General features: G+C 73.4%; 12 protein-coding genes. 1 reads left to right on the top strand and 11 read right to left on the bottom strand.

Features of this window, described 5'->3' with window-relative positions; genetic code table 11:
- Window positions 1-7 precede the first annotated feature (7 nt).
- The 5 genes from AB0L33_RS23325 to AB0L33_RS23305 are packed head-to-tail and all read right to left on the bottom strand — an operon-like array spanning window position 8 to window position 4,073.
- The gene (locus tag AB0L33_RS23325) at window positions 8-1,219 is read right to left on the bottom strand and encodes a cytochrome P450 (RefSeq protein WP_365684361.1); all 1,212 of its coding nucleotides are present in this window, start codon (window positions 1,217-1,219) and stop codon (window positions 8-10) included.
- Window positions 1,216-1,842 (bottom strand): ATP/GTP-binding protein, encoded by a 627-nt coding sequence (locus AB0L33_RS23320; protein WP_365684359.1) that lies wholly within the window; start codon window positions 1,840-1,842, stop codon window positions 1,216-1,218. Before AB0L33_RS23320 ends, AB0L33_RS23325 begins: the two co-directional genes overlap by 4 nt.
- Window positions 1,820-2,146, bottom strand: coding sequence for a DUF742 domain-containing protein (locus AB0L33_RS23315; RefSeq protein ID WP_365684357.1), 327 nt, complete (start codon window positions 2,144-2,146; stop codon window positions 1,820-1,822). Before AB0L33_RS23315 ends, AB0L33_RS23320 begins: the two co-directional genes overlap by 23 nt.
- Before the next feature lie 23 nt (window positions 2,147-2,169).
- Window positions 2,170-2,598, bottom strand: coding sequence for a roadblock/LC7 domain-containing protein (locus AB0L33_RS23310; protein ID WP_018105448.1), 429 nt, complete (start codon window positions 2,596-2,598; stop codon window positions 2,170-2,172).
- Between the two features lie 2 nt (window positions 2,599-2,600).
- Complete coding sequence (locus AB0L33_RS23305; RefSeq protein WP_365684354.1) at window positions 2,601-4,073, bottom strand: hypothetical protein; 1,473 nt, start codon at window positions 4,071-4,073, stop codon at window positions 2,601-2,603.
- Window positions 4,074-4,489: 416 nt separating this feature from the next.
- Between AB0L33_RS23305 and AB0L33_RS23300 the strand changes: the two genes are divergently transcribed.
- Window positions 4,490-5,707 (top strand): FAD-dependent monooxygenase, encoded by a 1,218-nt coding sequence (locus AB0L33_RS23300; protein WP_365684352.1) that lies wholly within the window; start codon window positions 4,490-4,492, stop codon window positions 5,705-5,707.
- 42 nt (window positions 5,708-5,749) lie between these two features.
- On the opposite strand, the gene AB0L33_RS23295 is transcribed toward AB0L33_RS23300, so the two are convergent.
- The 6 genes from AB0L33_RS23295 to AB0L33_RS23270 all read right to left on the bottom strand — a co-directional run bounded on the left by AB0L33_RS23295 (window position 5,750) and on the right by AB0L33_RS23270 (window position 13,337).
- A complete protein-coding gene (locus AB0L33_RS23295; RefSeq protein WP_365684350.1) occupies window positions 5,750-6,478 on the bottom strand; it encodes an ABC transporter ATP-binding protein in 729 nt (242 codons plus the stop codon).
- Window positions 6,479-6,488: 10 nt separating this feature from the next.
- Complete coding sequence (locus AB0L33_RS23290) at window positions 6,489-7,295, bottom strand: ATP-binding cassette domain-containing protein (RefSeq protein WP_365684349.1); 807 nt, start codon at window positions 7,293-7,295, stop codon at window positions 6,489-6,491.
- Entirely contained in the window at window positions 7,292-9,262 is a 1,971-nt protein-coding gene (locus AB0L33_RS23285; RefSeq protein ID WP_365684347.1) for an ABC transporter permease, read from the bottom strand. The genes AB0L33_RS23290 and AB0L33_RS23285 overlap by 4 nt, the downstream gene beginning before the upstream one ends.
- A gap of 1 nt (window position 9,263) precedes the next feature.
- Window positions 9,264-10,472 (bottom strand): ABC transporter substrate-binding protein, encoded by a 1,209-nt coding sequence (locus AB0L33_RS23280; protein WP_365684647.1) that lies wholly within the window; start codon window positions 10,470-10,472, stop codon window positions 9,264-9,266.
- A gap of 97 nt (window positions 10,473-10,569) precedes the next feature.
- On the bottom strand, window positions 10,570-10,974 hold the full coding sequence (locus AB0L33_RS23275; RefSeq protein ID WP_361024805.1) for a roadblock/LC7 domain-containing protein: 405 nt from the start codon (window positions 10,972-10,974) through the stop codon (window positions 10,570-10,572).
- Entirely contained in the window at window positions 10,971-13,337 is a 2,367-nt protein-coding gene (locus AB0L33_RS23270) for a nitrate- and nitrite sensing domain-containing protein (RefSeq protein WP_365684345.1), read from the bottom strand. Before AB0L33_RS23270 ends, AB0L33_RS23275 begins: the two co-directional genes overlap by 4 nt.
- Window positions 13,338-13,411 lie beyond the last annotated feature (74 nt).

Below are 13,411 nucleotides of genomic sequence, written 5' to 3'. Positions count from 1 at the left end.
GGCTCCTTCAGTGGGAGGCGGGGAAGACGATGGGGAGGGATTCCAGCGCGCGGTGGAACGGGCCCGGGCGCCAGCGCAGTTCGGCGGCCGGGACCGCGAGGTCCATCTCGGGCAGGGCGTCGAGCAGACAGGTGACGGCGGTCTCCGCGATCAGGTACGCGTGCGAGCGCGCCGGGCAGGTGTGCGGGCCGATGCTCCACGCCAGGTGCGCCCGGTTGCCCGCGATGCCGCCGGACGCCAGGGCGATCGCGGGGTCGTTGTTGCAGCCCGCCATCGAGATCAGGACCGGCTGGTGGGCGGGGAGCAGCACCCCGTCGATGTCCGCCGGGTAGGGCGGATAGGTGACGCAGTAGTTCGCCATCGGCGGGTCGGTGTAGAGGACGGTGTCGAGCGCGTCCCGCACGGTGGAGTGCCCGGCGTGCAGCCCGGCGGAGAACTCCTCGTCGGTGAGGATCTTCAGCTGGGTGTTGGCGATGAGATTGGTCAGCGGCTCGATGCCCGCCCCGTACAGCGTGACCAGCTGGTGGCCCATCTCCTCGTCGGTCAGCTGCGCGGAGTGGCCGAGCAGCCGGGAGGTGATGTCGTCGGCGGGGTGGCGGCGGCGCAGTTCGACCAGGTCGGTGACCGCCTGGCCCAGGATCTCGTTGCCCCGCTGGGCGTCCGTGGCCTCGAAGATCCGGGACATGCCGTCGGCGATGCGCGCCCCGATCTCGTCGGGGCAGCCGAGCAGCGAGCTCAGGACGCGGAAGGCGATCGGCCACGCGTACTGGGTGAGCACATCGGCCCGGCCCGCCGTGACGAAGTCCCCGATGGCGGCCTCGGCCAGCTTCTCGACCCGGGCCCGCAGCTCGTGCTGGTCCACGGCGTCGATCGCGGTGGTGTTGGCGGACCGGTAGCGGGCGTGCGCGGTGCCGCTGCTGCGCAGGGCGTTGGGCCGCCACTCCATCATCGGCCGCACCGGGCAGGAGGCCGGCACCTGCTCCTGCCAGACGCGCGGGTCGTGCGGGAAGTACAGCGGGTCGTTGAGGATGCGGCGGGCCTGGAAGTAGCCGATCACCAGGGTGGCGGGGATGCCCGGGGACAGCTCGACGGGCACCAGCGGCCCGTACACCGCCCGCATCCGCTCGTACGCGGCGTGCGGGTCGGCGGCGTAGGCCGGGTCGTAGAGCGCGACCCGGCCCGACGGGGCCGACGGCAGGGTGAGGCTGGGGGACGTCATCGGGTGGGCTCCAGGGAGAGGGCAGGCCGTTGCGCGGCGAGGTATTCCGTGAGCGTGATCAGGGCGTACACGCAGGAGGTACGGTCCCGGGCGTCACAGGTGGTCAGGGGCGTCTCGGGGTCCAGCGCCAGGGCCTCGCGGATCTCGTCCAGGCCGTATCCGGGCGCGTCCGGGAACACATTGATCGCGACCGCGTACGGAATGCCCTGGTCCTCCAGGAGCCCCAGCGCCTCGTGGCTCGCGTCCAGGTCGCGCGTGTCGGCCAGCACCAGGCAGCCGAGCGCTCCGTGGGCCAGGTCCTCCCACAGCGGCTGGAAGCGCGCCTGTCCCGGCAGGCCGAAGAGATAGAGGGCGAGGGCGCCGCCGGCCAGGTGGATGCGGCCGAAGTCCATGCCCACGGTCGTCGTGGTCTTCTCCGGCACCCCGCGCAGATCGTCCACGCCGGCGCTGTCCTCGGTGATCGGCTCCTCCATCCGCAGCGGCCGGACCTCCGAGACGCTGCCGATGAAGGTCGTCTTGCCGACGCCGAAGCCGCCGGCGATCACGATCTTGGCGGACTGGGTCACCGTGGCCGGTACGTACGAGACGCCGTTCGAGGCGTCAGACCAGTTCTCGGAGTCCATCGAGCACCTTCTGGAGGAGGTCGTTTCGGGGCTGGTCACCGGCGGCGGGGGCCGGGCTGGCCAGATGGCCGCTGTCCATCAGGGAGGACACGATGATCCGGACGGTGGAGGGCGGCAGCTGGAGCGCGGCCGCGATGTCGGCGACGGCCAGACCGCCCCGGCCCACCGCGAACAGCCTCATCACCCGCCGCGCGTCGGGCCCCAGCTCACCGGTCGGGCCCGGCGCGGCGACGACCACGCTCTCCAGGCGTACGTCCCGGTCGGGGCGGACCCGCCCGCCCGTGCGGACGTAGGGCCTGACCATGTCCGGATCGTGCCGTGGGCCGCTCATGCGGCGGGGCCGCCGTCCGGCTGGAGCACCGGGGTGCGCTCCCTGGTGCCCAGCTGCTCGCCCAGGCGGACGACCAGCAGGGCCATGTGGTGGCTGATCAGGCCGACGTCGGCGTGCGGGCCCGTGGTGACGACGGACAGCATCGTGTGGTGCCCGGCGGCGGTGGTCAGCCCGATGGTCGACACCGACTCGATCAGCTGCTGGCGCACGCCCTGTCCGCCGGTGAACTCGTCCCAGGCCCGGCCCGACGCGCGCAGCGACGCGGTCAGGGCGGCCAGCTTCTCGCCGTCCTCCTGGCTGATGGTGCGCGTCCGCGCCTTCAGCAGCCCGTCGCCGCTCATCAGCACGGCGTACCGGACGCCCTCCACCGATCCGAGCTGCTCGTCCAGCAGCCAGCCCAGGGTGTTCGCGTGCGTGTCCGACATGATCAACGTCCTTCGTCCGTACGAGGGGTGTTCTGGTTGTCCCGGCTGCGGCGGCTGCCCGCCATCCAGGCCGCTGCCACCGCGGGCCTGCCCGGCCCGACCTCCGGTTCGGGCCCGGGCCGCGCCCCGGCGGCGGGCCGCGTCCCGCGCCGGCGGACGGTGAGCCCGCTGGCCGTGGTCGACGGCGCCGGACCGGACGCGGGCTCCTCGGTGGGCGGGGACACGGGGGCGGTCGCCGGGGCGGCGGCCGCGGCCGGGGCGGGGGCGGCGGGGTCGGGTGCGGGCCCGGTCATGGGCGGGGCCTCCGGGAGCGGGGCCGGCCCGGGGGCCGGGGGGACGGTGGCCTTCCGGGCCGTGGGCAGCGACTGCGCGGACACCGGCCGGGACGGCCCGGGTGTGGTCAGCAGCTCCTGCGGCAGCACGATGATCGCGCGGGTGCCGCCGTAGAGGTTCGGCGCGGTCAGCTCGACGCGGAAGCCGTACTGGTGGGCCAGGACCGAGGCCACCCGCAGGCCCGTCTGCGGATAGGCGCCCAGCCGTGTGATGTCGTCCCGCTGCTCGCCGGACATCACCTCGCGGGCCCAGGTCAGCCGCTCGTCCTCCATCCGGAGACCGGCGTCGTCCACGACGAGGAACGCCGCGTTCGCGCCGTGCTCCAGGGAGACGTGCACCAGGGCGTTGGGCGGCGAGTAGCGCAGCGCGTTGTCCAGGAGCACCGCCAGGGTGTGGACGACCGCCTCCACGGACCGGCTGCGCACCGCGAAGGACTCCAGGTCCGTGTGCTGGACGCGCTGGTAGCCCTCGACCCGCCCCATGGCGGTCCGGACCACATCGGTCAGCGTGGTGGCGGGCCAGCGCCGCGACAGCTTGTCACCGGCCAGGACGCCGTAGCCGGACGCGGTGAGCAGCATCTGCTGCGCCAGGTGGTCCATCTCGACCAGCGTCGCGTACGCGTCGTCCGACACGTGGCGCCGCACCCCGGCGCTGATCGTGCTGCTCAGCTTCGCCGCCCGGTGCACGGTGCTCGATGCGAAGGCGCGTACCGCCGCCCGTGCCGTGTCCACCGACTCCTGGCGGGCCTGGGCGACCTGACGCTCCGTCTCGGCCCATACCTGGGTGAGCTGTTCCTCGGCGGCGTTCTGCGCGAGGCGGCCCGCCGTGGTGATCGAGGAGCGCACCTGGTCCGCGAGAGCGGTCAGCCCGTTGGCGAGCTGGGTGTGGGCCAGCTGGGGCGGGATGGCCGAATCCAGTTGGTAGGGACGGCCGGTCTGCGCCTCGGACGCGGCCGCCTGGACGACGTTCTGGGCGATATGCGCCACGTACTGCTCGGCGGCCCGGATCTGCTGGGTCAACTGCGCGCGCTGCTGCTGGAGTTCGTCGGCCCGCCGCTTCTCGGCGCGGGCGCGGCGCAGGAACCACAGCGAGGCGCAGGCTCCCGCCGCCAGCGCGAGCAGGATCAATATCGGTTCGGTCATGGGGTCCTCGCGGGAATCATGGGGGACGGTTCCGCCGACCGCGCGGGCGCCGGGGCCCGCGCGTTCAGCTGCGGCCGGGGACGGCGGAGCGTCTTCGGAGCGCGTCGCGGCCGGTGCCGAAGCCGGCCGCCGGGCGGGAAGCTGAGCAGGTGACCGGCGAGGGGGACATGACAGAACACTAATCAGAAATGACCAAGCGACGCACACAAGACGACTGTTGACGATGTATCGGTGGCTGAAAAGCGGAACCACCTGGCCGTCCCCGCGCCGTACGCCCGTCGCTAGGATTCGGTGCGGGCCCCGACCGCGAAGGCGAGGGCCAACCAGCGCAAACGCAAGCGTACTTCCGCGCCTGTGCCCCGGCGGGAGAGCGGCCGGGCGGACGGCCGGGACATCAAGTGAGTGGAGAGCCAGTCATGCGTGGAGGCAGCATTGCCGTGGTCGGCGGGAGCATAGCGGGGTGTGCCGCGGCCCTGGCCGCGTCGCGCGCCGGAGCGGACCGGGTCACGGTCTTCGAGCGCGCCGACGCCGAACTCCGGGACCGGGGCGTCGGAATCGCCCTCCAGAGCGACCGCTACGAGGAGCTGAGAGAGGCCGGATACGTAGCCCCCGAGATGCCGTGGGCGCCGTTGACCCGGCGGGTGTGGAGCGTACGGGACGGTGAGGCGCCGCACGGCCGCGGCTTCGGGCAGCAGCCGTTCCCCTTCCGCGCCTACAACTGGGGTTCGCTGTGGAGCGAACTGCGCAGCCGGGTGCCCGAGGGCGTCGACTACCGCTCCGGCGCCGTCGTCAGCGCCGTGGAGCCGGCCGACGACGGGGTGACGCTGCGGCTCGCCGACGGCCACGAGGAGCGCTTCGACCTGGTCATCGGTGCCGACGGCTACCGCTCCGTGGTCCGCGAGGCCATGTTCCCCGGCATCAGCCCCGAGTACGCCGGCTACATCGGCTGGCGCGGCGCGTCCGAGGACGTCGAGGGGCTGCCCTCGGACGGGCTCGACGCCCACAACATCGTCTTCCCCGGCGGCCACTGCATGCTCTACCGCATCCCGGACGGCACCGGCGGCCACCGCCTCAACTGGGTGCTCTACACCACGCCCCCGCAGGCGGACGGCCTCCACCCGGATCTGCGCACCCCCACCTCGCTCCCGCCCGGCCGCCTCAACTCCGAACTCACCGACTGGCTCCGCGCCCTGGTCGCGGAGCACTTCCCGCCCTTCTGGGCCGGCAAGGTGCTCGGCACGCCCGCCGAAACGACGTTCATCCAGCCCATCTACGACCTGGTCGTCCCGCACTACACCTCGGGCCGCATGGTGCTCGTCGGCGACGCCGCCAGCGTCTCCCGCCCGCACGTCGGCGCCGGAAGCGTGAAGGCGCTCCAGGACGCCACCGCGCTGGAGGCGGCCTGGAACGCCGGGGACGACTGGAAGGACGTGCTGGAGCGTTACGACGCCGCACGCGGCCCGGTCGGCTCCGCGATGGTCGCCCTCGCGCGCCGCATGGGCAGCACCCAGGTCGAGAACACCCCGGACTGGGCGGCCATGCACCAGCCCGAGTTCGACGCCTGGTGGCAGGACCAGAACAGCGGCTCCGACCGCAGCAGCGGCTTCGGCGGCCACAGCCTGAAGGTCAAGTAGCCCCCCCGGGCGCGAGGGGGCGCCGCCGCCCCCTCGCGCCCGTCAGGACCCGGTGGGCGCGAGTTCCAGCGCCGCGTGCAGGGCCGTCGGGTCCTTACGGGCCTCCGCCCCGTCCAGCCGCAGCGCCACCCGGCCCGACGTCAGGACCGTGAGCGTGTCCGCGCACCCGGCCGCCGTCGCCGGACTCGGCGACACCAGGAGCACGGCGATGCCCTCCTCGGCCAGCGTCGTCACCAGGTCGTGCACCTGACGGACCAGAGCCGGCGCCAGGCCCTCCGTCGGCTCGTCCAGCAGCAGCACGCTCGGCGAACCGAGCAGCGCCCGGGCCAGGGCCAGCATCTGCTGCTCCCCGCCCGACAGGTCCGTGCCCCGGTTCCCCCGGCGCTCGCCCAGCCTCGGCAGCAGTTCGAGGACCCGCTCCGGCGTCCACACGCTCGGCCGCGAGGCGTCGCCCCGGCGCGGCGGACGGTGCGAGAGCCGCAGGTGCTCGGCGACGCTGAGGTTCGCGAAGACCCGGCGGCCCTGCGGCACGAGGCCGATCCCGGCACGGGCGATCCGGTGCGCCGGCTGCCCGGTCAGGTCCCGGCCGTCCAGCCGTACGGTGCCCGCGTCCGGGCGCATCAGACCGGCGACGGTGTGGACGAGCGTCGTCTTGCCCGCGCCGTTGTGGCCGACGACGGCGTGCACCGTGCCGGCGGGCACGGACAGGTCGAGGCCGTGGAGGACCGTGCCGCCGTGGTAGCCCGCGGTCAGGCCCGTGATTTCGAGCATCGGGAGTCGGTCATCCTCTCGCTTCGGGGCTGCCGGTGACGAGGTCCGGCACGGTGTTCCGGTAGGCCTCGCGGACCTCCGGGTGGGCGAGCGCCTCCGCGGTCGGCCCGGTCACCAGCACCCGGCCGGCCGCCAGCACGGTCACCGAGGTGGCGACCTCGGCGACGACCTCGACGTGGTGCTCGACCAGCACGACCGCCACGCTCGCGGGCAGCGCCCCGAGGATGGCGAGCAGCCGGCCGATGTCGCCGTCGGTCAGCCCGGCGGCCGGTTCGTCCAGGAGCAGCAGGCGCGGATCGCCCGCCAGGGCCGCGGCCAGGTCGAGCATGCGCCGCTGCCCGTGCGAGAGCTCCGAGGCCGGCCGGTGCGCCAGGTGCGCGAGGCCGACGGTCTCCAGGTGCCGCGCCGCCGACTCGGTGTGCAGCCGGTAGCGGGACGGGCTGCGCCAGGCCCCCCGGCTCTTCGGGTGGTGCGTCCAGCCGGCCAGCACGATGTTGTCCAGCACCGTCAGCTCGCCGATGACGGACGGCTGCTGGAAGCTGCGGGCGATGCCCAGGCGGCTGCGCTTCGCGGTGGACGCCCGGGTGACGTCCGTACCGTTCAGCGCGATCGTGCCCCGGCCGGGCCGGTCGGTGCCGGCGATGAGGTTGAGCAGGGTCGTCTTGCCGGCGCCGTTGGGGCCGATGACGGCGTGCCGGGCGCCCGGGGGCAGCCGCAGGGACACCCCGTCGACGGCGGTGAGGCTGCCGTAGCTGCGGGTGAGGTGGTCGAGGGCGAGCACGGGGACCGGCTGTCCGGCGTGGGATGCGGGCGTCATGGGGCGACCTTCCCGGAGGAGACGGCGGGCACGGGGCGGCCGACGACGGCGCGCAGGCCGGCCAGCCCGCGCGGCAGCAGATACACGGCGGCGATGAACAGCGCCCCGAGCAGCAGCGGCCCGTGGCCGGGCCAGGAGCCGGCGACCCAGTCCCGGGTGAACACGATCAGCCCGGCGCCGAGCAGGGCGCCGATGACCGACGTCGTACCGCCGATGACGACCGCGAGGAGCGCGAACGCGGCGATCTCGAATCCGACGTCGGCGGGGGAGAGGTACTGCTGCACGGTGACCATCAGCGAGCCGCCCACCCCGGCGAGCGCGCCCGCGCAGATGTGGGCCACCAGGAGATAGCGCCCCACGGGGTGCCCGGACGCGCGCATCCGCGCCTCGGCGCCCCGGGTGCCGGTCAGCAGCTTGCCGGCCGGGGAGCGCAGCACCAGCAGGGTGAGCGCGACGGCCACGACGGCGACGACCGCCGCGTACACGTACAGCTCCCGCTCCTCGGTCATGCCCTCGCCGCCCCACAGCGCCCGGGTGGCCGGGAAGCCGACCAGCCCGTCGGCGCCGCCCGTGACGGACTTGACCTGGTTGATCACCGCACTCGTCAGCTCGCCCACCGCCAGGGTGATCATCAGCACGGTCGTGCCCCGGGCGCGGATGACCGCCGGCCCGGTCACCGCCGAGAACACGGCGGCCGCGAGCGCCGAGAGGACGATCTGGACCGGGCCCACCGTCCATCCGGCGTCGGCCAGGTTGGCGGTGGCGTACGCGCCGACGGCGAACGGCGCGGTCTGCCCGAGCGTGGGCAGACCGGCGTACCCGGTCAGGACGGTGACGCTGACCGCCAGCAGCCCGAGCGCCAGGGCCGACCCGGCGAGCGAGATGCTGTACGAGTCGAGCATTCCGGGGAGCGCGAAGAGGACGGCGAGCAGGACGAGCAGCGGCACGGCCTGCCGCCACCCGGCCGAGTGCAACCAGGCACCGAGCCGCCCCGGGGTCGCCGGAGCGGGCGGCGCGGCCTTGCGCGGCCGGTTCTCCCACCGCGCGGCGAGGAGCCCGCGCAGCCGGGAGACCGGGTCGGAGGACGGGCCCCGCTCCTCGTGCGCCTCCGGCTCCGTGAAGCGGGAGCGGAACACCAGCACCGCCGCCATCGCGGCGAACAGCAGGTACGGCGCCAGGTCCGGGAGCACCGAGACGCCCAGGGTCTGGACCTCGCCGACGGCGACCGCCGCCGCGAACGTCGCCCACAGCGAGCGCAGCCCGCCCAGGACGACGACCACGAGGGACAGCATCAGCACGTTCTCGGAGGTGCCGGGCCCGGGCCCGATGATCGGCGCCCCGAGCACGCCCGCCGCACCGGCCAGGGCGCCCGCCGCGGCGAGCACACCGGTGTGCACGGCGCGGGGGTTGTGGCCGGTGGCGGCGAGCATCTGGGGGTCGTCCGCCGACGCGCGCACCGCCGCGCCCACCCGGGTCCGGGTGAGCACCCACGTACCGAAGGCCGCCAGGACGACGGCCATGGCGATGAAGCAGAGCCGGTAGGCGGGGTAGCGGTGGCCCAGCAGGTGGACCGACGAGTCGAGCGCGCCGGGGACGCGCACCGGCAGCTCGTCGGCCCCGAAGAACTGGATCAGCAGGTCCCCGCCGACGAGGGCGATCCCGAACGTCAGCAGGGCCTGCGCCAGATGCCCACGCCGGGCGAGTGGAACCGTGGCGGCGGAGAGCCCCGCCCCGGCGAGGGCCGCGGCCGCCGTTCCGGCCGCGAGCCCGAGGGCGAGGCCGCCCCACGTTCCGTCGCTCAGCTCGGCGCCGGTGTAGGCGCCGATCGCGTACAGCATGCCGTGCGAGAGGTTCAGTACGCCGGCCGTGCCGAACGCGAGACTCAGGCCGGCGGCGACCACGAACAGCAGCAGCCCGTAGGCCACGCCGTCGACCGCCGGCACGAGGTGGGCATCGAGCAGATCCATGTCAGCCGCCGAGCGTCGCCAGGTCCTGGACCATGACGTTGGACAGCTGGTTGCCGTCCGGGCGCACCTGGCGCAGGTACCACGTCTGGACCGGCGCGTGCGCCTTCTCGCTGAACTCCCAGTTGCCGCGCGGGCTGTCGATCTGGCCCAGGCTCGCGATGGCCTTGTTGATCGTCTGGGGCGTCACGTCACCCTTCTTCGCGGCGTCCGCGATCGCCTTGTCGAGCACGGCGGCCGCGTCGTAGGACGACATGGCGTACGTGGTCGGCTGGGTGTCGTGCTCGGCGGTCCAGTCGGAGGCGAACTTGCGGTTGGCCGCGTTGTCGAGGTCGGGCGCGTAGTTGAGGACGGAGTAGATGTCCTTGGCGGCCTGGCCCTCGGCCTGGAGCACGCTGCCCTCGGTGACGAAGGCGGTGTACAGCGGCAGGTCGGCGACGTCGGACTGCGCGTACTGCTTGGCGAAGTCGATCGCGGCCTTGCCGGCGTAGAAGCAGTAGACCGCCTTGGCGTCGGTCTTGGCGATCTCCGCGAAGTACGGCATGAAGTTGGTCGTCTTCGGGAACGGCGTCCACTTGGTCTTGCCGTCCGGGTTGGCGAGCTTGCCGCCGATGCGCTTGAACTCGTCGGTGAAGCCGCGCAGTTCGTCGTAACCGCCCTGGTAGTCCGGTCCGATCGCGTAGACCGGGCCGTCCACCTTCTCCTTGACGTACGGGGCGATGGCCTTGCCCGGCTCGTCGGACATGAAGCTCGTCGTCCACACGTACTCGGGGTCCTTGACCTCGGGACGGGCGTTGGAACCGAGGAAGGGGATCTTGGCCTGGCCGACCAGCGGCAGCACCGCGTTGACCGAGCCACCGCTGACCAGGCCGGTCAGCACGTCGACCTTGTCCTTCTTCACCAGCTTGGTGGCGGCCGGCACGGCGGTCGGCGGGCCGTCGCCCTCGTCGGCCACGATGAGCTCGACCTTGCGCCCGCCCAGCTTGTTGTCGTGCGTCTTCAGGTACAGCTGGAAGCCGTCGCGCAGGTCGGTGCCGACCGGCTTGTACGTGCCGGAGAGCGAGGCGACCAGGCCGACCTTGACGGTCTCGTCGCCGGAGCCGCTGTCGCTGCTGCACCCGGTGACGGCGGCCAGGCCGAGGGCGAGGGCGGCGGCACCGACGGGCCGGACGAATCTGCGGTGGCGGGTGCGGCGGGGTATGTCGAAGAACATGAGTGCTCTCATCGGGGAGTTGTCGGACAACGGTGTGACCCGACCGCGGAGTCGGCTCCGCGGACGGGTCGGTACGACCGTGGGGGGAACGGCCGGGTCAGTGCGTGGGGGAGGTGTGCGGGGAACGGACCTGGGGGGACAACGAGTCACCGACCTGGTTGATCAGCTCGGACATCATGTAGCTGACCTCGCCGATGTCCGCGTCCCTGGTGGTCATGACCAGCAGCGAGGCACCGCTGGAGACGGCCATGGAGAACATGTAGCCGCCCTCCATCGCGGTGAGGCTGTGCTCCACCGGGTCGGTGTCGGTGAGCTGGGCGGCCGCGGACAGCAGGTTCACGACGCCGGAGGCGATGGCGGCCAGCCGGTCGGCGTCGTCGCGCTCCACGCCGGTGTACGCGAGCGCGAGTCCGTCCACGGACACGGCTATCGCCTGGGTGACCTCCGGGATGCGTCCGGCGAAGTCGCTCAGGATCCAGCTCAGGTCGGTGGGTGAGGTCATTTCTTGGTCCGTTCGGTGTCGTCATTGTTGGCGGGACGCCCGCGGGGGTTCGTGCTCCGGCTGATGCCCTGGGCGTAGGCCGCCAGGACGTCGGATACCTGCCGGGAGTCCCGGCGGCGGGGGGTCGGCCGCGGCGCACCGGCGCCGGACCGCTGCTCGGTACCGGCCCGCTTCTCCCGTGCGGGCCACTGCTGGGGCGCGGTGCGCTTGCGGACCGGCAGGCCGGAGGCGCTGACGCCCGCGATGCGCGAGGCCGGCTCGTCGTGCACGGGGTGCGGAGCGGGCGCGTCGCCGTCCGTACGGGACGGGGCCTCGTGCTCCTCGCGGGTGCCCGGGTCCGCCGGGGCGTCCGCGCGGGCACCGACGCCCGCGCCGACCGGGCGGCCGACCCGTCCGCGCACGTTGTCCTTCTTCTGGCGGGTGACGACCGTACGGGGCGACTCGAAGCCGTTCTCCGTGGGCAGGGCCGGCTCCTCGGACACCTCGGCCAGCACCTCCTTGGGGAGGGTGACCTCGGCGATGGTGCCGGGGCCCGAGGAGTCGCGCAGCTCGACAACGATGCCGTGCCGGGCGGCGAGGCGCGCCACCACGTGCAGGCCCATGGACCGCACGTCCCCGATGCCCGCCTTCGGCTCGCGCAGCCCGGCGTTGAGGACGGCGCGGCGTTCCGCCGAGATGCCCACGCCCTCGTCCACGATCTGGACGACGGCCCGGTCCCAGAGCCGCCAGACGGCGACCCCGACCTGGGCGTCCGGCGGGGAGAAGCGGGTCGCGTTGTCGAGGAGTTCCGCCAGCATGTGCGCGACGTCGTGCACGGCGCGGGCGGCGATGCCGATGCCCGCCTCGATCGCGCCGAGGGACACCCGGTCGAAGCGCTCGATCTGCTGGGCCGCCGCCACGATGACGGTGGAGCAGCCGATGTCTGCGGAGCGCACCCGGGCGTTGCCGTAACCGCCCAGCACCAGCAGGTTGTTGGTGTTGCGCTCCATGCGGATCGCGAGGTGGTCGAGGGCGAAGAGCGTCTTCATGCGCTCCGGGTCGGCCTCGTCGCGCTGCACGGTGTCCAGCTCGGACACCATGACGCTGGTCAGCTGGGCGCCGCGGCGGGCGACCCGGACCAGGGTCTCGGCGAACTGCTCGTGCACCCGGGCCTGTTCGGCCGCGAGGCGCACGGCCTCGTGGTGGACGGCGTTGAACGCCTCGCCGACCTCACCGATCTCGTCCCCGCTCGTGGTCTCGACGGGGTTGCCGGTGCGTTCGGCGACCTGCTCGGGCGTGGCCCCGCTCAGCGCGCCGGGCTGGGACAGCTCGCTCATGACGGCGGGCAGCCGGGTGTGGGCCACCTCGTGCGCGGCGTTGCGCAGGTCGCGCAGCCGGCGGATCATGACCCGGCCGAGGCGGACGGCGACGAGGACGACACCGACGAGGGTCAGCAGTACGAGGGCGACCTCGCCACCGGCGGTCCACAGCAGCCTGGTGCGCTCGGCGTCGACGGTGGCGGCGACGGACTCGTCGATCCGCTCCTCCACCTGGTGCAGCAGGGTCTGCCGGTCGTCGGACGCCTTCTGCCACGCCTTGGGCGTGACGCCGATCGGCTTGCTGGTGTCCGTACGGGCGATCCGGTCCTCCAGCTTGCGGGACTCCAGGGCCCGCGGTCCGGAGAGGGTGCGCTCCAGCCAGGACCGCCACTCGCCCGGCCCGAGGCTGAACATCACGCTCGTCGACTCGGTGTAGCCGAGCCGGCTCGCGTCGAAGGTGCGCTGGGACGCCGCGGTGAAACCACCCGCGGCCTGCGCCCTCATGACGGTGATCTGCTGCTGCGCGGTGTGTTCGGCGGCTTCGGAGAACGCCGCGGCCGCGCGGATGCGGTCGGCGATGTCGGCGTCGACACCGTCGGCCTGCGCGATGCCGTCGCGGTAGCCGTTGAGGTCCGCGATGACGATCCGGTAGCCGAAGGCGAGCGCGGAGATCGTGGTGCTGCCCGAGCGCACCTGGGCGCGCAGGGCGGGGAGTTCGTCGATGAAGCGGTCGATGCGGTCCAGGGACTCCTGGGCGCTTCCGGGCACCTCGGAGAGCCCGCGGGCGCGGCTCTTGAAGGCGGCGATGCTCTTGTCGGTCGCGTCGGAGCTCGCCTGGAAGGCGGCCGAGTCCCCTTGGTCGGAGACCAGCGCGGTGGCGGCCGCGCGCTCACGCTGCAACTGGTGAGTTAAATCGGCTGCGCCGGCGGCGACGTCGACCATGTCGGCCAGCCGGTTCGCCTGGAGCGCCTGGTTGGTGGCGGGTGCCAGGGCCAGGGCCGAGAACGTGACCGCGACGGTGAGGGGCGCGGTGACCAGCAGGACGAGGCGGCGATTGATTTTCACTGCGCGGCTCCGTCGCCGGAACCGGGCTTGAGTATCGGTGACACGCAGATACCTGTTAACGGATTGTGGGGTGT

Origin of the sequence: Streptomyces sp. NPDC052299 (assembly GCF_040679335.1) — a bacterium.
Taxonomy (GTDB): domain Bacteria; phylum Actinomycetota; class Actinomycetes; order Streptomycetales; family Streptomycetaceae; genus Streptomyces.
This window is presented reverse-complemented; position numbering and strand designations above follow the sequence as displayed.

What these genes read in the sequence shown, in the direction of transcription:
- AB0L33_RS23325 (WP_365684361.1), bottom strand. Translation starts at nt 1,219, where the DNA reads ATGACGTCCCCCAGCCTCACCCTGCCGTCGGCCCCGTCGGGCCGGGTC.
- AB0L33_RS23320 (WP_365684359.1), bottom strand. Translation starts at nt 1,842, where the DNA reads ATGGACTCCGAGAACTGGTCTGACGCCTCGAACGGCGTCTCGTACGTA.
- AB0L33_RS23315 (WP_365684357.1), bottom strand. Translation starts at nt 2,146, where the DNA reads ATGGTCAGGCCCTACGTCCGCACGGGCGGGCGGGTCCGCCCCGACCGG.
- AB0L33_RS23310 (WP_018105448.1), bottom strand. Translation starts at nt 2,598, where the DNA reads ATGTCGGACACGCACGCGAACACCCTGGGCTGGCTGCTGGACGAGCAG.
- AB0L33_RS23305 (WP_365684354.1), bottom strand. Translation starts at nt 4,073, where the DNA reads ATGACCGAACCGATATTGATCCTGCTCGCGCTGGCGGCGGGAGCCTGC.
- AB0L33_RS23300 (WP_365684352.1), top strand. Translation starts at nt 4,490, where the DNA reads ATGCGTGGAGGCAGCATTGCCGTGGTCGGCGGGAGCATAGCGGGGTGT.
- AB0L33_RS23295 (WP_365684350.1), bottom strand. Translation starts at nt 6,478, where the DNA reads ATGCTCGAAATCACGGGCCTGACCGCGGGCTACCACGGCGGCACGGTC.
- AB0L33_RS23290 (WP_365684349.1), bottom strand. Translation starts at nt 7,295, where the DNA reads ATGACGCCCGCATCCCACGCCGGACAGCCGGTCCCCGTGCTCGCCCTC.
- AB0L33_RS23285 (WP_365684347.1), bottom strand. Translation starts at nt 9,262, where the DNA reads ATGGATCTGCTCGATGCCCACCTCGTGCCGGCGGTCGACGGCGTGGCC.
- AB0L33_RS23280 (WP_365684647.1), bottom strand. Translation starts at nt 10,472, where the DNA reads ATGTTCTTCGACATACCCCGCCGCACCCGCCACCGCAGATTCGTCCGG.
- AB0L33_RS23275 (WP_361024805.1), bottom strand. Translation starts at nt 10,974, where the DNA reads ATGACCTCACCCACCGACCTGAGCTGGATCCTGAGCGACTTCGCCGGA.